Origin of the sequence: Paenarthrobacter sp. YAF11_1 (assembly GCF_052113445.1) — a bacterium.
Lineage (GTDB): Bacteria > Actinomycetota > Actinomycetes > Actinomycetales > Micrococcaceae > Arthrobacter.
Genome location: NZ_JBFRDF010000012.1, coordinates 84,391 through 100,547, shown reverse-complemented (window position 1 = coordinate 100,547; position 16,157 = coordinate 84,391). Strand labels below are relative to the sequence as shown.

The window sequence follows — 16,157 nt, the reverse complement described above, 5'->3', positions numbered from 1 at the left end:
CCAAAGCAGGCCAGCTCAGGTCACAGGGCAATCCGGCAGTGTCCGGTTGAGGATCCCCAATCCGGCGCAAAACGGTCCGCAGCAGCAGACTTCCGGACAAGCAGTCGCTTCTGTGAATCGTGAGAACATCAGTGAGTGACCGACGACACTTCGCTTGAACTGCCGCCCCTCTACGAGTCCCTGACGTGGCTTACCCCGCTCTCCGAGGAACGCGCTGCACACCTTGTGGCGTTCCTTTCCGAGCCGGCGCCGGCTGAGGTTCTGGACATGGGGTGTGGATGGGGTGAACTACTACTTCGGGTTTTGACGTCGGCCCCGCAGGCGCGGGGACGGGGAGTGGACAGCGCTTTTGTGTTCATCGACCGAGCGAGGCAACAAGCATTGAGCCGTGGCCTTCTCGATAGAGCGACGTTTGATTCGAAGCCTGGGCTGGAAGCCCAGGGTCGCCCCGCAGACGCTGTCATCTGCATCGGTGCGAGTCAGATTTGGGGGCCGCCCGTAGAGGACGCGCAGCCGCTCGACTACGCCGCAGCCCTGCGCGCCCTTCGAGCTCTGGTGCTTCCCGGCGGCCGACTCGTCTATGGCGAGGCGATCTGGTCAGCAACACCTCATCCGGCTGCCACCGCCCCTCTGGCTGGACGTGACGACGAGTACCTAACAGAAGATGCGTTACGCGAGCAGATCCGCGCCGTTGGTTTCGAGGTAGTGGACGACGACCAGGCAAGCGTTCAGGAGTGGGACGTCTTCGAGGCCGGGTATCGCGACAGGTTTACCCGTTGGCTGGAAGCACACGATGCCGACCACCCCGCCGCAGAGCAGGTCCGTCGGCAATACGAGGAACAGCGCGCTGCATATGAAGAGGGCTACCGAGGCGTCCTCGGGATGGCATATTTCTGCCTAAAAGGGTAGCAATCCACTGCAACGGGGACCTGCTCGTTGAAGGAGCGCGGGCCGCTTGCTGTCTCCGAGGAGACTGACAGCGTAGCCTCAGCTATATGGGGGCTTCACTTCGATTTCTTGTTTTCGGCCTGTCCGCGATGCTCGCAGGATGTTCAGCCGAGCCGTCATCAATTTCTGAATCTGAATTTCGCGGCGGACTTCCATCGGAGGCGATCACCGCCAAGCCCGGCTCCGAGGCTCAGGACCCATCGTTCCCATCTCCTGTTCCTGTAGCCGGCTGGCTGGATGCCGGTTCGAAATTTGCTGTCGTCCTCAGCGGCAGTTCAAGCTGTCCCGCCTTTCCGACGTCAATCGAGGTCCTCAATTCCCACCACCTGAAGTTGACCATTGCAACGCGTCCTGCGCAGGCCTGTACAGCCGACATGGCACCACGTACTTACGTCATCAAGACTCCCGCCGACGTGGACGTATCCCATGAGGTCACGCTCGAATACGGAGAAACGCGAGTTGTTCTGCCGCCACTATGAGTGCCTCTCGAGGGACCTTCGAGCGGTACTGGTTCAGGGGCAGTGACAGCCCTTGAGGAGTAGAGCCGTGATAGCCGGGACTTTGTCATCAGATCCCAAAAGGGCGCTATCCGCAGGCCCAGTCGAAAGTGTCGGATTCCAGATCGATTTGAGCGTTGCCGCCGCCCGCTTGCCAATTAAGTCACCAAGCAGCTCGATAAGGTATATCCATGGCTACTACAAACAAGTCACTGCTGATCCGTCAGAGCCGCATGCAGAAAGCACTGGGTCTGATGTTCTGCATGTCGATGCTGGGCTTGTTGGCCTCGATCTTCCTGACCGGTCGCAACCCGCTCTTCCCAGGGATGTCGGGTCCACTGTTGGTGCTGTTCTTCTTCCTGGCAGCAGCAGGCAGCGTTGTCGGACTGGCGATCATCAGGTCCCGACGGGCTGCCACGGAAATCGCCGACAAGGGATAAGTCCGAAATGCTCCCTCACAGTGCGCGGGTTAGCGCCGCAAACGGGTAGCCGGCTTGGCTAGTGGTCACCGCGTGACATGTCCACGACAGGCGTGGCAGGGACGAACCCCGCCGCGAGATAGGTTGCCAGAGCCCCCTTATTGGCTCCTTCGGCGGCCACCATGGCACTGGATGAACCCATCTCCCGCAGGACCGTCGCTCCCGCCCGGGTGATCTCCACCCCGTAGCCGCGCCCACGATGGTCACCAGGATGCAGGTGGACGGGGCCGCCATCCACCTGCCATCGAGCAAGTGTCTCTCCAAGCTGCGCGAGCCGTGAAGCATCTGGCATGTTCAACTCTGCCTTCTGAGCGGATTCGTACCCCTTGATTGAGTCCCGACAGGAAGACGACGACGGCGGTGCGGCCGCCGTCGTCGTCTCTTAAGTCCCGTCAATAACGTCAGTTAGGTACGCTGATGCTCAGCCGATCAGGGCAGTGGCAGCTGAGTAGCGGGCCAGTGCGGTGTACGCAGTCTTGGTGCCCGTCACGCGCACTTTGATAGCGCTTCCCTTATCCGCGGCGACCAGTTTGTACGTCTGGGCGGTGGCGCCCGAAATGGCGGTGCTTCCGCGGAACCACTGGTAGGTCAACGTCACCTGAGCCGGCCCCCACGTGCCGGGGGTCGCGGTGAGCGTGCTGCCCACGGTTGCGGTGCCTGCGACGGTGGGAGTGGGCCCGGTCAGCGTGCCCGCCGCCACGGCAGCAGTCGCTACGGAAGTCTTGGCCGCCGTCGTAAATCCGGTCTTTGAGCCCGTGACCCGAACGGTCATGGTCTTACCCAGATCCGCGGCAGCCAGTGAGTAGGTAGCTGACGTGGCACCCGTGACCGCGACGCCGCTCCGGAACCACTGGTACGCCAACGTCACAGGGGCAGGACCCCACGCGCCTGGCACAGCCGTGAGGACCGAACCAACCTTCACCGTCCCGGACACCGTTGGCACCGGCGCGGTCAACGTTCCCACCGCCACGGCGGCAGTCGCAGCAGAAGTCTTCGCCGCCGTCGTAAACCCGGCCTTTGTGCCCGAGACCCGCACGGTCATGGTCTTACCCAAGTCAGCGGAAGTCAGGGCGTAGGTAGCCGACGTAGCGCCCGTGATCGCGACGCCGGTCCGGAACCATTGGTAGGCCAATGTCACTGGGGCAGGACCCCACGCGCCGGGTACAGCAGTGAGCACCGAGCCAACTTTTACCGTCCCGGACACCGTGGGTACCGGCGCGGTCAACGTTCCCACCGCCACGGCCGCAGTGGCTGCGGAGGTTTTCGCCGCCGTCGTGAACCCGGTTTTGGTGCCCGTGACCTGGACGGTCATGGTTTTGCCCAAATCGGCGGCAGCCAGCGGGTAGGTAGCTGAGGTGGCCCCGGAGATCGCGACGCCGCTCCGGTACCACTGGTAGGCCAGCGTCACGGGGGAAGGTCCCCACGTCCCGGGAACCGCCGTGAGCACTGAACCAACCTTCGCTGTCCCTGTCACCGTCGGTACTGGCGCCGTCAACGTGCCCGCCGCGACGGCGGCAGTGGCTGCGGAGGTTTTCGCCGCCGTCGTGAACCCGGTTTTGGTGCCCGTGACCCGAACGGTCATGGTCTTACCCAGATCCGCGGCAGCCAATGAGTAGGTAGCTGCAGTAGCACCCGTCACCGCGACGCCGCTGCGGAACCACTGGTACGCCAACGTCACGGGGGCAGGTCCCCACGTCCCGGGAACCGCAGTGAGGACCGAGCCGACTTTCGCCGTTCCCGTCACCGTGGGAACCGGCGCGGTCAACGTGCCCGCCGCAACAGTGACAGAGGCCTGGCCGTAGTAGGGCTGGAGCGGCCAGTCGTGGACGCTGAGCCGTACGGTGACTTTTTTGCCGGCGTCGGAGGTTTGCAGAAGGAACGTGGACCCGTTTGTCCTGTAGTCCTGCACACCATTGACGAACCAGTCGTAGTACGGGCCAAAATCAGGGGCGGGGTTCAAGGTGCCGTGGTCAACGGTCAGGGTGTTCCCGGCGCTGGGCGTGCCCAGAAGGGTGAAGGGCTTGGACGACGTGACAGCCGCGGCGCCGGATTTGCCGCCGTGCACCGAGGTGGTGTGCGGGGCATATCCGGTCTTGGTCCCGGTGACTTTCGCCCAGATGTCGTACCCGGCATCAGCCGCGGTGGGGGTGTAGACAGTGGTGGTGGCGCCGGCAATGTCCTGCAATTCGGCATTGTCCTTGGAGCGCTGCCACTGGTAGGCAAGAGTCACCGGAGCCGGTCCCCAAACGCCGGGATCGACGGTCAGTTTCTGTCCGGCCTGGGCAGATCCGTAAACGTAGGGCCTGTCAGGGGTCAGCGACAGCCCTGCAACGTCCAGCTGCATGGTGAGCTTTACGCGCTGGCCGGCAGCAGTTGCTGTCAGAACGGTTGCCGTGTCCTTGGTGGCCGTGTTGTCGAAGCACTCGGCTTTGTACCGCTTATCGCGGGGCGTGCCCTCGTAGACAGTGTCCGAGACACAGAGCTTGTACTTCTTCCCCACCGTCATGCGCCAGTAAATCTTGCCTTGGGCATTCGAGGTCAGCGGGCCCATCTGGGGCCCTTCCCAGGCTGCCGTTGCGTCGTTGTAGACCCACGGGATATACCCGACGTCGGCAATCGGCGCACCCGCCGGATCGACGACGGTGGCCTCCATGAGGGTTTCATCCTTGAGGACGAAGTTCACGTTGGTCCATGCGACTCCGGCCGGGACGGTAGCCGCCGTGTAGGTGTCCACGGTGCCGGTGCCGGTCCAGTACTGCTCCAGGTAGAGGCGCTGGCCCGACTCGTCCCGCACGCTGATGTAGGCCTGGTTGGGCGGGATCTTGGTGAGGGTGAAGTAGCCGTTGGCATCGGGCTTGGTGCTGCTCACCTGTCCGCCGTTGTTGGGTGACGCTGAGACAGACACCGCCGTCAGCGGCTGGCCGGCCTTATTGGTGACCCGGCCAGTCATGCTGCCGAAGGCTTCCAGTTGCGGGTTGTACGTGGTGGTGGGGGCAGCATCGGTGACGGCAACCGGCGTCGAACCGTAAGAGCTGGACTGGTTCGAGTTCCACTCGGGTGCATACGTGGCGGAGCAGGGTCCGCTGCTGCAGGTGGTCCACATTTTGTAACTGCCGGACGCCGGCACCGTGAAACTGTAGGAGCCATCGGGAGCAGACCACGCACCGGCAACGAAGTCGGCCCGGTCGTCATTGGTGTACGCACCCACCCAAACATCGCCCAGCGCAGTGGCCGTTGCGGTGGCTGTCAGTTTTCCCTTGACCACTCCCTTGAAGGTGTAGGTCGCGGCAGAGGCGGGCGCGAGCCCGGCGAAGAGACCCGCGGCCACCAAAGCGACAGTCGCCAGGATGGCCCACACCCCCTGCCGTGTTCTCTGAAACGGATGGTCGGCGGCAGGTCGCGGCAACGGCATGGGTAAGGTCCTTTTCCCCAAAAAAGTGACTGAAGGGACCGAGCGGTCCTCTGCCATCGTAGGCGTCGTCCCGCAGCAGTGCCATGGGGAGTTCTGCCCCTCCCGCCAAAGGCAGGAAACCCACGACGGCGGCACCCGGCCCGGAGGGCCTGTTCAGTCGCCAGCGGGCCGGGTTGGTGGTGTCAAACTCGCGCGGATGCGGCGGAACGGACTATACGGCGGCGAGTGGCTGCTGTTTAAGTTCTTCCAGCCGCGTTTGAAGTTCGTCGGAGGTCGGAGGGTTGGCTCCGGGCCGGCTGACGGTGATCGCTGCGGCCAGGGCTGCGGTCTGTCCGATGCTTTCGAGGGCTGGTGACGCAAACGCCTTTTCGCCCCTGGCCAACAGTTCAAAGATGAGGGCGGCCATGTAGGAGTCGCCGGCGCCGATGGTGTCTGCAACGTGGGTCTTCGCTGATGGGACGTTGAGTCGTGCTCCGGGGGTGGCGAGGAGCGCACCTTCAGCGCCTCGGGTGATGACGGCCAGCCGGGTCCCGTGATTCAGGAGTCGGGAGGCGACGTCGTCCAAGGAGGATGCGGGGTACAACCAGTGCGCATCTTCGTCACTGAGTTTGATGACGTCGGTGAGGGGGAGCAGGTCCTCGAAGATCGTCTTGGCTTCGGCGTGGCTGCCAAGGAGTGCCGGGCGGATGTTGGGGTCGTAAGTGACCAGGCAGGAGTCGTGGCTCTGATCCAGGAGGGTGCGCACAGTGGCGGCTCCCGGGGCCAGGAATGTGGCGATGGATCCGGTGTGGAGGATTTTCGGGATCGAGGCCGGTGCTACTGGTGCAAGCTCCCAGCGGATGTCGAACTCGTAGCTGGCCGAGCCGTCCGTTGCGAGGGTGGCGGTGGCCGTGGCGGTGCGCTCCATGGATGTTGATCCGGGAAGCAGCTTGACGCCTGCGCTGTGGAGGTGGGTGGTGATGGCGGTGCCGTGTTCGTCCTCGCCGATTGCTGTGAGCAGCCCGGTCGGTACCCCGAGACGGCCCAGGCCGTAGGCGACATTGGCGGGGGAACCGCCAGGGTAGCTGATGGTTCCTTCCCGGGTGTTCACAATATCGACCAGGGCTTCGCCGATGACGAGGACGTCCAGTTGGTTATGGGCAAAGTCGCCTGGGTGAAGGTTGTGCATCTCGGTTCTTTCGTCGGGTTACTGGTGGTATGGGTCCTTCGCCTCGGCGGCCTTCTCATGGCGCCTCCACTGGTTGCAGGGAATGAGCTGCCTCCGCGGGCTGTCAGGCTAAGTGCACCGAGCGTCAGACTGCGCCGGCGGCAGGAAGATGGATCCGCATTCCTGCCTCTGACAACGTTGTCATAGGATATGGAAGCAAGCTCACGCGGTAGAGTCAAGTCTTGAATCGAGTTGAGGAGCAGCAAGTTGACAACGATGTCTAATCGTTACCAGTCCGGCTCCGGACGCAAGCGCCCCATCATGAAGAACGTGGCCGATCTCGCGGGCGTCGGGATCAAGACAGTCTCCCGCGTAGTGAACGATGAGCCAGGGGTCTCCGAGGCGACCCGGCAGCGGGTCATGCGGGCGACGGAACAACTGCAGTACCAACTGGACATCACAGCGGGCAGCCTGAAGCGTTCCGGACGCAAGACCCAGTCCATCGGCCTGCTGCTTCCGAGCGTTTCCAACCCATTCAGTGGCGAGATCCACAGGGCCATGGAAGACGCCTTGGCTGTGCGCGGAATTGCCGTCTTCGCTGCAAGCCTGGATGACGATCCTGACCGGGAGAGGAAACTCATTTCAGCTTTCCTGGGCCGTCGGGTCGACGGGCTGGTGCTGACTACCATCGCCAAGAGCCAGGCGTACATGATCCCGGAGCACTCTCGCGATTTGCCCCTGGTATTCATTGACCGTGAGCCTGCGGGCATTGAGGCTGACGCGGTAGTCACTGACAACGAAATTGGCGCGGCAAAGGCGGCGGCTCATCTGATCCAGCATGGGCATACCCGGCTGGCTTACCTTGGCGACCGGACTGATATTCAGACAGCCGGAAGGCGCAGGACAGGGTTCCTGGATGGCGTGGGACAAGCAGGCTTTTCCACGTCCGGCGTCGACGTTCGCGAGAACCTGGATGACGAGGAAGCCGCATGTCGGGCTGTTCGCGAGCTGCTTACCTCAGAGAACCCGCCCACGGCGATTTTTTCCAGTCAGAACTTGGTGACGTTCGGGGCCATGCGGGCCCTGAAAGCCCTTGGACTGCATCACAAGGTTGCTCTCGTTGGATTCGATGATTTCACTCTGGCCGACATGATGGACCCCGGGATCACAGTGATCGCCCAGCATCCCGAACGCATCGGCAAGCTGGCGGCTGAGCGGATCCTTGCAAGGATCGATGGCGACGAGGGGCCAGCCCAAACGTACGTCATCCCCACCGAACTGATACAGCGGGGTTCCGGTGAAATCCGGCCCCAGGCTGACGCGGGCAAATAGCAGAACAATCCGAAACCAACCGGGCAAAGGACTGGCCATGACCAGGACACTGTACGCAGACGGCCGACGACGGCGGGTCCTGCCGCCGTCGTCGGTTTTTCCGGAGGACCAAGACCCGTTCTAGTGCCGCGACGGCGCGAACGCGATCTCCTCGGTGCGGGCAATGCCTCGCTCTATCGCTGCCTTGTCGATGCCCAAAAGCGTGGTGAGCCACATGCCGTTCTGCACCACAACGATGTCGGCCGCCCGCTCCCTGCATTCTTCAGGAGACAACCCGGAAATGGCATTGCCGATCAAGACCGCAAGCCCTTGGAGATACCGGTCAAAAGCTGCGGCATTGATCCGTGCAAAGTCCTCATGGGCCTGGGCAAGAGCCCACAAATGGAGGCGGAGGGACAGGTACGGCGTGGTCAGGAGTCCTGGGTCCGCAACGCGACGAAGAGATTCGCGGAGTTGTTTATCCGGGGTGGAGGTGGGCGAAGGCTCCACCAGCAGGAGGTCGTGCTCTTCGATCTGGTGGAGCACCGCGCGGATCAAACTCGATTTGTCTTCGTAGTAGTAATTCACCAAGCCAAGTGCGACGCCGGCTTCACGTGCCACTGCGCGCATATTGATGCCGGAAATGCCGTGTCGGGACAGTAGTTCCAGTGCCGCTTCAAGAATGCGCTTCTGTCTGTCAACCTGTTCGCCGGACTTGACGGTGCTTGTACCCATTCGGCCAGACTATTGCCTAACTCAGATCAGCGCATCCTGACCGTTTAGAGGTTCTTTTCCGCGTAAACCCGCAGGGCATCCCGGACGAAGGTCGCCCCTGATTCCCCGCCGTAATTGGCGGCAAACCTAAGGTCGGCGACGTACATCTCGCCGAGTCCCATGACGTAACCCTTGACGTCTCCGCCAGGTGCCGTCGTCGGGGTTCCCGGAATGCCGCGAAGCCACTCGACGTGGCGCCGTGCAAGGTCTTGCGCCTCGGCGCCATCAGGCGAAACCCCTGATTCCGCGGCGGAAATCCAGTCCGTGCCCAGCTGTTGGACCCGGTCCTTCCACTGTTGCTTTTCGTCGGCGCTCATCCCTCGCCACCACGAATCGCTGGCGGCGTAGGCATCCTTGCCCCAACGCTCCTCCACCTCGTCCTTGTACTGAGTGTGGTCGAAGCCATCAAACATGTTCTGTGCCATGTACTTTCCATCCCCTTTCATTGTGTCGATGGTCTGCCGGACGGACGCGATCTGCCGGGTCAGCCTGTCCTGCTCCTGCGCGAGCCATTCCAGATGGCTGCTCAACGCTTTGACGGTATCCGTCTCGCGATCGAGAACTTCGGCGATGGCCGGCAGGCCAAGCCCCAGTTCCCGGAGCAGGAGGATTCGCTGGAGCTGAACCAAGGCCGGACCGTCATAGTAGCGATAGCCGTTATGGCCGGTCCGGCTTGGTTTCAGCAGTCCGATGTCGTCGTAGTGACGCAGCGTGCGGCTGGTAGTCCCTGCGATCTTGGCGATTTCCTGAATTGACCAGTCCATACGTCCTCCGTCCTGTGCTTGTTCTTCGACAGTAGGGGTTGACGTTACGTCAAGGTCAAGGGGATGGTGACCAGCACTTAGTCGGCCAGGATCAGGTAGAGGGCGCGGCGGGTTTCGTCCAGCTTCTCAATGGCTGCCTGACGCTGTTCGTCGGTGGCGGCCGAGCGGAACTGGTGGACGACGCCCATGAGCTTGCCGACGCTTTGGTGGAACGCGGCGCCGGTTCCGTCGGCCTCCGTGTTCCAGGCGTTGGCCAGTTCTTCCTCATGCTCGGCAACGTAGGCCTTGCCGTCGTCCGTGAGCGTGAACTCGGTGCGTCGGCCTTCGCCGATGGCGACGATCAGTTCTTCGTCCACCAGTTGCTGCAGGGTGGGGTAGACGGAGCCGGGGCTGGGTCGCCATGCACCTGATGTCTTCTCAGCGATGGTCTTGATGAGGCCATAGCCGTTGGAGGGAGCCTCCGCCAAGAGCGAGAGAATCGCTGCCCGGACGTCACCACGGTTGGCTCGGCGTGAGCCGCCGGGACCGAAGCCCCTTGGTCCGAATCCGGGTCCAAAGCCAGGGCCAAAACCGCCCGGACCGAAGCCCGGACCAAATCCGCCGCCTCCGTGTCCGCCCGGTCCGCGTCGGCCCTTGCCCCGGTTGAAGCGGCCTCGGCCGTGGCCGTGTTCAGGGTGTCCGTGGTCGTGCTCGGGGAATGAGTTGTTGTTTTCGTTGATGCCTTTCATAACAGCATCGTCCTTTCGGTTGAATGGTTCGCCGAAGAAGTATCGGCGATAGTTAACGATATATCGGTAACTATCGCGACGTCAAGAGTTGAAATTGGGAGGTGAGAGAAGGATGGCGGGGAGGGCGCGGGAGGTGAGAGAGCGTTGGTTAACGCACGACGGCGGGTGCGGACTTCCGTACGGAAGCCGGCACCCGCCGTCGTGGTTGTTCTGGAGAAGCGTGGTTGGTACTGGAGCGTCTATTTCCACCAGGTGTCGAAGACGGTGACCGGAACCGTGCGCTTGTGGCGCGTGCGGAGGTATTTCTGCTCGATGAGCTCGGCGGCGTCCTGGGGGATGTCGCGGCCTTCGAGGTAGTCGTCGATCTGGTCGTAGGTGATGCCGAGCTCGTCCTCGTCGGTGCGGCCGGGCTTGTTATCCAAGAGGTCGGCGGTGGGAACCTTCTCCCAGACCCGTGAAGGCGCGCCGAGTTCGGCCAGGAGGGTGCGGTTCTGGCGTTTGTTCAGGCCGAACAGCGGAAGGATGTCCGCGCCGCCGTCGCCGAACTTCGTGAAGAAGCCCGTCACTGACTCTGCCCCATGGTCCGTGCCGATCACCAGGTAGTTGTGTTCACCGGCCAGTGCATACTGGGCGATCATGCGTGCGCGGGCTTTGGTATTGCCCTTATGGAAATCGGAGATCGGGGCGCCCGTGGTCTTTTCGAATTCGTCCTCGAAACCATCCACGGCTTGGGAGATGTTGTAGGTCCACTCGGTCTTGGCCTTGATGAAGTCGAGGGCCGCCTGGGCATCGTCTTCGTCGTGCTGGATGCCGTAGGGGAGTCGGACGGCGACGAAGTTCGCTTCTACGCCCTCGGCTTCGAGTTCCTCCACGGCCAATTGGGCCAAGCGGCCGGCAAGCGAGGAATCTATGCCGCCGGAGATACCAAGAACGAATCCCTTGGTGTGCGTCGCCTTGAGGTAATCCTTCAGGAAATCGACGCGCTTGCGGACCTCCTCTGCAGGGTTGATCCGGGGCTGGACGCCCATTTCTTCAATGATCTTTTCCTGGAGTTCGCGCATGGTCCAACACTAGTCAGCCCGGTCACACCGGCTCAACCATATTGCGTGGTGATTCGGGCTAAGCGGAGGGGACCGGGCCCGTGGAACCACGGACTGTGAGGTGCGTGGGCATGGCGGAGCGATTCCGGTTTCCGCCGCCGGCCAGCGGGTTCAACTGGGCCAGCAGCATGGACACGGCCACCCGGCCGGCCTGCTCGATGGGTGAGCTCATGGTGGTCAGGGGTGGGTTGCAGAAATCCGCACCAAAGATGTCGTCACAGCCCACGATGCTCATGTCTTCCGGTACCCGGAGGCCCCGTTCGCGGAGTCGTTGCAGCATGCCGATGGCGATGAGGTCATTGAAGACGATGCACGCAGTGACCCCGCTGTGGACGGCGGCATCCGCTGCAGCTGCGCCGGATTGGGTTTTGGGCGCGAAGGGGCCAAGGCGGCGGACCTCAACTCCGCGTTCCTCCGCGGCTGCTGACAGTGCGGCCCAGCGCTGGGCACTCGACTGCGAAACGGCGGGACCGGAAACGTAGGCAACGGACGTGTGACCCCATGAAATCAGGTGGTCCAGGGCCTGCGGCATGGCTGAGGGGGTGTCGATGATGACTGCGGGGACGCCGTCGACGTCGCGGTTAACAGTGACCATGGGCATCAGGGCGGCGGCAGCGGCCAGGGCGTCGTCGTTGAGGCGCGACGCCGCAACAATGACGCCGTCGGCGCTCTTGCGCAGCTGCTCCAGCGTGCTGGCCTCCACCTCGTCCGACTCTTCGGTATCCACCAGCAATTGGGTGTAGCCAGCAGCCTTGAGCTGCAACTGGGTGCCTCGGATGAGGTCGAAGTAGAACGGGTTGGTGATGTCCGGAACCAGGACGCCGACAGCGCCGGTCTTCCCTGAGCTCAGGGCTTTCGCCTGCGAGTTGGGCGTGTAATGAAGCTCGACGGCGGCAGCTTGGATCCGCTCGCGGGTGCGGATATTGACGCGGTCCGGGTTGGCGAGGGCCCTCGAAACTGTGGACGCCGCGACGCCGCACAGCGCAGCGATGTCGTGGATGGTGGCAGGCCGGCCTGTTGCCATGGGTTGCGTCGCCATGGGCGTTCCTCTCTGAACAGCAAACATGGGCGTTCCTCCCGGAACGACAAAATCATCCGGCTGTGACCACTGCCACACCGTGGACCAAGAATGCCACACGATGGCAGCGTATGGCAATCGGTTGTCAAAATAGTGCCAAGATGGCTAAACTCGTGGGGACAAGACACTCCTGTGAACTGCGTCACCGCGCTCCGGCCGGTGGCGTCACGGGGCTACCTAGGAGAATTCGTGACCCACCCCCATACCGTGTGGAGCCTGTCCGGTTTCGGCGACGAAGTAGATCCAGATCCCGCCATCCAGGCCGCCGTGCTGCTGGCCCTCGGCGCCAGTCACCTTGAAGTCCGCAGCGCCTGGGGCACCAACGTGTCCGAACTGGAGCCGGAAGCTGTCCAGCGCTTGAAGGAGATCCTCGACGAAAAGGGCCTCAAGGTTTCCGCTGTAGCCAGCCCCATTGGCAAGGTGGATGTCAGCCTGCCGGTGGAGCATGAGCTCGCGCGGCTCCGCCAGATCATCTCGGTGGCGAAAGCCCTGGACACCAAGTACGTCCGCATCTTCTCCTTCTACCGGGGCGAGGATCAGGGGCAGGAAGAGATTCGGGACGCCGTGATGGAGCGCATGGCGGCCTTGGCCTCTGAGGCAGCCGCCAGTGACGTGATTCTGCTGCACGAAAACGAGAAGGGCATCTACGGTGACACCCCTGAGCGTGTCCTGGACATCATGGAAACGGTGAACTCCCCGGCGCTGCGCGTCGCCTGGGACAACGCCAACTTCGTCCAGGTAGGCGTCAAGCCGTACACCGAGGGCTATGCCTTGCTGCGCCCGTACCTTGAGTACCTGCAGGTGAAGGATGCGATCGCCACCACTGGCGAGGTTGTTCCTTCCGGCGAGGGTGACGGCGAGCTGGATGCCACCATCGCTGCACTGGCCGCCGACGGATACAAGGGCTTCGCGTCGCTGGAGCCGCACCTGGCCAGCGCCCACGAACTGGGCGGCTACTCGGGTCCTGTGGCTTTCGGCATCGCAGCCAGGGCCTTCGCCGGCCTCGCGAGCAAAAACGGCGTCACCCTCGCCTGATTCCGGCAAGCGGCACCAGCACCACCAGCACGTGGAACGACCAGCACTCAGCATCACCATCCGGCAGCATCATCCTTCGAAGGAGCAGGGCATGCCAACAGCGGCAGTCATCGGTTGTGGCGACATTTCAACCGTTCATTTTGAGGCACTATCTGCGGTGGGGGACGCGGAGTTGGTGGCAGTGTGCGATACCGATCCGGAACGGTTGGAGGCGGCGTCAGCCGCCCATGGCGTCCCCGGCTACGCGGACTACCTGGACATGCTCCGGGAGGTGCGTCCCGACGTCGTGCATGTTTGTACGCCGCACCACCTTCACGCCTCCGTGGCGGCTGACTGCCTTGAGCGCGGTGTGAATGTGATCGTCGAAAAGCCGCTGGCCCACACGTTGGAAGAGGGGCAGCGCCTGATCGAGGTGGCGGAGCGGAGCACGGCGAAGATCGGCGTCTGCTTCCAGAACCGGTACAACGCGACGTCGCAAGCAATGCGTGAACTGCTCGACGGCGGCACGTTGGGTCAGGTGATCGGTGCCTCGGCAACCGTCATGTGGCACCGGGACGGCAGCTACTACGAAAGCCGTCCGTGGCGTGGAACGTGGGCAGGGGGTGGAGGCGGCCTGATGATGAACCAGGCCATCCACACGGTGGACCTGCTGCAGTGGCTGGTAGGTGATGTTGCCAAAGTGGAGGGCCACGCGTCCACCCGTTCGTTGGGTGGCGTGATCGAGGTGGAAGACACTGCGGAGTTTGTTGCTGAGCATGTCAACGGCGCCCGCAGCGTTTTCTACGCAACCCTGGCCAATGCCGTCAATGCTCCGGTGACGCTGGACATCGTCACCGAGAAGGCGACCCTTAGCCTGCGGGGCGATCTCACGGTGACCTATGCCGATGGGACCGTCGACGTCGTCCAGGAGCGGGTGGCGGAAACCGGGGGCAGGTCCTACTGGGGTGTTTCCCATCAGTTGTTGATTGCGGACTTCTACTCCACGTTGGCCCATCCCGGACCTTTCTGGATCGACCCGGCCGAGGCGGGCAAGTCCTTGGGGATCATCAAGGACATTTACGCGCAGAGCTACCCGGACATGCTCGAACGGTTGGGCTGAACCATCCGCGCAACCGTGGGGCGAAGGGCCGGAAACCTCAGGGATTCCGGCTGTTTTCGCGTGGCGGGTCCGTGTCTCCAGGTGTCTCATCCGGATGCTTGGCAACAATTTAAGAAACTTTTGACAATCGGTTGCCAAGGCCGAACAAAGTCCGTACTGTAAATCCCACACCCAAGAAAAGTGTGGCGCAGGCCACACGCCCCAAGCTCTGACTCGCATCAGGCAAAGACTCAGTAGGAGCCGACAATGAAGTTAGGTCCCAAGGCGGCAGCAGCCGCCATCGTCCTCAGCGCCTCCCTGGCGCTTACCGCATGTGGCGGCGGAGGTGCCGGCGCGGGAACTGGTTCGACTGCCGGCAGCAAGACCGTCACGGCCTTGACGTTGGGCACCCTGAGGGACCTCACCTCTTGGGATCCGGCACAGGCCCACGTGGGCCACGCACTCCAGCCGTATCAGGCAGCGTACGACTCCCTGATCCTCCGTGAACCGGACGGCAAGCTCAGCCCCATGCTGGCAACCGCTTGGAAGTACAACGAGACCAACACCAAGCTCACCGTCGACCTCCGCACGGACGTCACCTTCAGTGACGGTGCCAAGTTCGACGCCACGGCAGCAAAAGCCAACATGGACCACTTCAAGAAGGCCAACGGCCCGCAGATGAGTCAGCTTGCCTCTGTATCCGATGTTGCCGTGGTGGACGCTGACACCATTGACATCAACCTCAGCGCGCCGGAACCGGCCCTTGAGTACTTCCTCAGCCAGGCTGCCGGCCTCATGGGAAGTCCCGCCGCACTGGGAACCGATGCCATCAAGACCGTTCCGGTAGGTTCCGGCCCGTACGTGATGGACAAGGCCGCCTCCGTGAAGGACTCCCAGTCCGTGTTCACCGCCCGGGAAGGCTATTGGAACAAGGATCTCCAGAAGTTCAAGAAGCTGACGCTCAAGATCCTCCTGGACCCCACCGCCCGCACCAACGCACTGGTTTCCGGCCAGATTGACGCCACCCTGCTGGACCCCAAGAACGGCAAGCAGGCCGAGGGCGCCAAGATGAAGCTCGAAACCAACCAGGTTGACTGGTCAGGACTGCTCCTGCTGGACCGCGACGGCGCCAAGAACCCGGCCCTGGCCAACCTCAAGGTCCGCCAGGCCATCAACCACGCCTTTGACCGCAAGACCATCCTGGATCAGGTCATGCTGGGCCAGGGCACTCCCACCACGCAGCCGTTCGGCAAGGACAGCGGCGCCTGGTCTGAGGAGCTGGAGAACTACTACAGTTACGATCCCGAGAAAGCCAAGCAGCTCCTGAAGGAGTCCGGCTTCGAGGGCAAGGTCAGCTTCGAAGTTCCCACCCTTCCCGGCGCGGAAACCCTGATCTCCGTCCTCAAGCAGCAGCTGGCCGACGTTGGAATCACCCTGAACCCGGGTGCGGCCATTACCAACACCTTCACCTCGGACGTTGCCGCCCAGAAGTACCCCGCACTCTTCTTCAACCTCTTCCAGGGTGAGCCGACGGTAGCGATCGACCAGATCGTCTCCACCAAGGCCCTGTACAACCCTTTCAAGAACACCACCCCTGAGCTTGAGGCCAAGATCGCGGCCGTGCGTACCGGTGGTGCGGATGCCGGCAAGCTGGCCCAGGACGTCAACAAATATGTGGTTGAACAAGCTTGGTTCGCTCCGCTGTTCCGCGTGAACCAGATGTACTACCACAACGACAAAGTGAACGTCACGCCGCAGGTCCAGCAGGCCGTTCCCTCCATCTATAACTACTCGCCCGCCAAGTAG

General features: G+C 62.7%; 15 protein-coding genes. 7 read left to right on the top strand and 8 right to left on the bottom strand.

Annotation, left to right across the window (positions count from 1 at the left end):
- The first annotated feature begins 135 nt into the window (after positions 1-135).
- From AB4Y77_RS17640 to AB4Y77_RS17630, 3 genes are all read left to right on the top strand, one after another.
- The gene (locus AB4Y77_RS17640; RefSeq protein WP_442014826.1) at positions 136-909 is read left to right on the top strand and encodes an SAM-dependent methyltransferase; all 774 of its coding nucleotides are present in this window, start codon (positions 136-138) and stop codon (positions 907-909) included.
- An 86-nt stretch (positions 910-995) separates the two neighbouring features.
- A complete protein-coding gene (locus AB4Y77_RS17635; RefSeq protein ID WP_442014825.1) occupies positions 996-1,427 on the top strand; it encodes a hypothetical protein in 432 nt (143 codons plus the stop codon).
- A gap of 209 nt (positions 1,428-1,636) precedes the next feature.
- The gene (locus tag AB4Y77_RS17630) at positions 1,637-1,885 is read left to right on the top strand and encodes a hypothetical protein (protein WP_442014824.1); all 249 of its coding nucleotides are present in this window, start codon (positions 1,637-1,639) and stop codon (positions 1,883-1,885) included.
- Between the two features lie 58 nt (positions 1,886-1,943).
- On the opposite strand, the gene AB4Y77_RS17625 is transcribed toward AB4Y77_RS17630, so the two are convergent.
- The 3 genes from AB4Y77_RS17625 to AB4Y77_RS17615 all read right to left on the bottom strand — a co-directional run bounded on the left by AB4Y77_RS17625 (position 1,944) and on the right by AB4Y77_RS17615 (position 6,504).
- Positions 1,944-2,216, bottom strand: a complete 273-nt coding sequence (locus AB4Y77_RS17625; RefSeq protein WP_442014823.1) for a hypothetical protein — start codon at positions 2,214-2,216, stop codon at positions 1,944-1,946.
- A gap of 129 nt (positions 2,217-2,345) precedes the next feature.
- The gene (locus tag AB4Y77_RS17620) at positions 2,346-5,336 is read right to left on the bottom strand and encodes a carboxypeptidase regulatory-like domain-containing protein (protein ID WP_442014822.1); all 2,991 of its coding nucleotides are present in this window, start codon (positions 5,334-5,336) and stop codon (positions 2,346-2,348) included.
- A 211-nt stretch (positions 5,337-5,547) separates the two neighbouring features.
- On the bottom strand, positions 5,548-6,504 hold the full coding sequence (locus AB4Y77_RS17615; protein ID WP_442014821.1) for a carbohydrate kinase family protein: 957 nt from the start codon (positions 6,502-6,504) through the stop codon (positions 5,548-5,550).
- A 300-nt stretch (positions 6,505-6,804) separates the two neighbouring features.
- Here AB4Y77_RS17615 and AB4Y77_RS17610 point away from each other — a divergent pair, with 300 nt between their 5' ends.
- Complete coding sequence (locus AB4Y77_RS17610; protein ID WP_311211780.1) at positions 6,805-7,815, top strand: LacI family DNA-binding transcriptional regulator; 1,011 nt, start codon at positions 6,805-6,807, stop codon at positions 7,813-7,815.
- 120 nt (positions 7,816-7,935) lie between these two features.
- On the opposite strand, the gene AB4Y77_RS17605 is transcribed toward AB4Y77_RS17610, so the two are convergent.
- The 5 genes from AB4Y77_RS17605 to AB4Y77_RS17585 all read right to left on the bottom strand — a co-directional run bounded on the left by AB4Y77_RS17605 (position 7,936) and on the right by AB4Y77_RS17585 (position 12,199).
- Positions 7,936-8,529 (bottom strand): TetR/AcrR family transcriptional regulator, encoded by a 594-nt coding sequence (locus AB4Y77_RS17605; protein ID WP_442014820.1) that lies wholly within the window; start codon positions 8,527-8,529, stop codon positions 7,936-7,938.
- Positions 8,530-8,573: 44 nt separating this feature from the next.
- A complete protein-coding gene (locus AB4Y77_RS17600) occupies positions 8,574-9,332 on the bottom strand; it encodes a MerR family transcriptional regulator (protein WP_442014819.1) in 759 nt (252 codons plus the stop codon).
- Positions 9,333-9,409: 77 nt separating this feature from the next.
- Positions 9,410-10,060, bottom strand: coding sequence for a PadR family transcriptional regulator (locus AB4Y77_RS17595; protein WP_442014818.1), 651 nt, complete (start codon positions 10,058-10,060; stop codon positions 9,410-9,412).
- A 239-nt stretch (positions 10,061-10,299) separates the two neighbouring features.
- Positions 10,300-11,121, bottom strand: a complete 822-nt coding sequence (nadE, locus tag AB4Y77_RS17590) for an ammonia-dependent NAD(+) synthetase (RefSeq protein WP_311211457.1) — start codon at positions 11,119-11,121, stop codon at positions 10,300-10,302.
- A gap of 58 nt (positions 11,122-11,179) precedes the next feature.
- Positions 11,180-12,199, bottom strand: coding sequence for a LacI family DNA-binding transcriptional regulator (locus tag AB4Y77_RS17585; protein ID WP_442014817.1), 1,020 nt, complete (start codon positions 12,197-12,199; stop codon positions 11,180-11,182).
- Positions 12,200-12,427: 228 nt separating this feature from the next.
- On the opposite strand from AB4Y77_RS17585, the gene AB4Y77_RS17580 reads away from it, so the two are divergent.
- The 3 genes from AB4Y77_RS17580 to AB4Y77_RS17570 all read left to right on the top strand — a co-directional run bounded on the left by AB4Y77_RS17580 (position 12,428) and on the right by AB4Y77_RS17570 (position 16,157).
- A complete protein-coding gene (locus AB4Y77_RS17580) occupies positions 12,428-13,273 on the top strand; it encodes a sugar phosphate isomerase/epimerase family protein (protein ID WP_442014816.1) in 846 nt (281 codons plus the stop codon).
- Positions 13,274-13,364: 91 nt separating this feature from the next.
- The gene (locus tag AB4Y77_RS17575; RefSeq protein WP_442014815.1) at positions 13,365-14,372 is read left to right on the top strand and encodes a Gfo/Idh/MocA family protein; all 1,008 of its coding nucleotides are present in this window, start codon (positions 13,365-13,367) and stop codon (positions 14,370-14,372) included.
- Between the two features lie 246 nt (positions 14,373-14,618).
- Positions 14,619-16,157, top strand: coding sequence for an ABC transporter substrate-binding protein (locus AB4Y77_RS17570; RefSeq protein WP_442014814.1), 1,539 nt, complete (start codon positions 14,619-14,621; stop codon positions 16,155-16,157).

Excerpts from the sequence above, each read along its gene's own strand:
- AB4Y77_RS17585 (WP_442014817.1), bottom strand. The coding sequence starts at position 12,199 with ATGGCGACGCAACCCATGGCAACAGGCCGGCCTGCCACCATCCACGAC.
- AB4Y77_RS17620 (WP_442014822.1), bottom strand. The coding sequence starts at position 5,336 with ATGCCGTTGCCGCGACCTGCCGCCGACCATCCGTTTCAGAGAACACGG.
- AB4Y77_RS17630 (WP_442014824.1), top strand. The coding sequence starts at position 1,637 with ATGGCTACTACAAACAAGTCACTGCTGATCCGTCAGAGCCGCATGCAG.
- AB4Y77_RS17615 (WP_442014821.1), bottom strand. The coding sequence starts at position 6,504 with ATGCACAACCTTCACCCAGGCGACTTTGCCCATAACCAACTGGACGTC.
- AB4Y77_RS17575 (WP_442014815.1), top strand. The coding sequence starts at position 13,365 with ATGCCAACAGCGGCAGTCATCGGTTGTGGCGACATTTCAACCGTTCAT.
- AB4Y77_RS17600 (WP_442014819.1), bottom strand. The coding sequence starts at position 9,332 with ATGGACTGGTCAATTCAGGAAATCGCCAAGATCGCAGGGACTACCAGC.
- AB4Y77_RS17595 (WP_442014818.1), bottom strand. The coding sequence starts at position 10,060 with ATGAAAGGCATCAACGAAAACAACAACTCATTCCCCGAGCACGACCAC.
- AB4Y77_RS17635 (WP_442014825.1), top strand. The coding sequence starts at position 996 with ATGGGGGCTTCACTTCGATTTCTTGTTTTCGGCCTGTCCGCGATGCTC.
- AB4Y77_RS17570 (WP_442014814.1), top strand. The coding sequence starts at position 14,619 with ATGAAGTTAGGTCCCAAGGCGGCAGCAGCCGCCATCGTCCTCAGCGCC.
- nadE (WP_311211457.1), bottom strand. The coding sequence starts at position 11,121 with ATGCGCGAACTCCAGGAAAAGATCATTGAAGAAATGGGCGTCCAGCCC.
- AB4Y77_RS17605 (WP_442014820.1), bottom strand. The coding sequence starts at position 8,529 with ATGGGTACAAGCACCGTCAAGTCCGGCGAACAGGTTGACAGACAGAAG.
- AB4Y77_RS17625 (WP_442014823.1), bottom strand. The coding sequence starts at position 2,216 with ATGCCAGATGCTTCACGGCTCGCGCAGCTTGGAGAGACACTTGCTCGA.
- AB4Y77_RS17610 (WP_311211780.1), top strand. The coding sequence starts at position 6,805 with ATGAAGAACGTGGCCGATCTCGCGGGCGTCGGGATCAAGACAGTCTCC.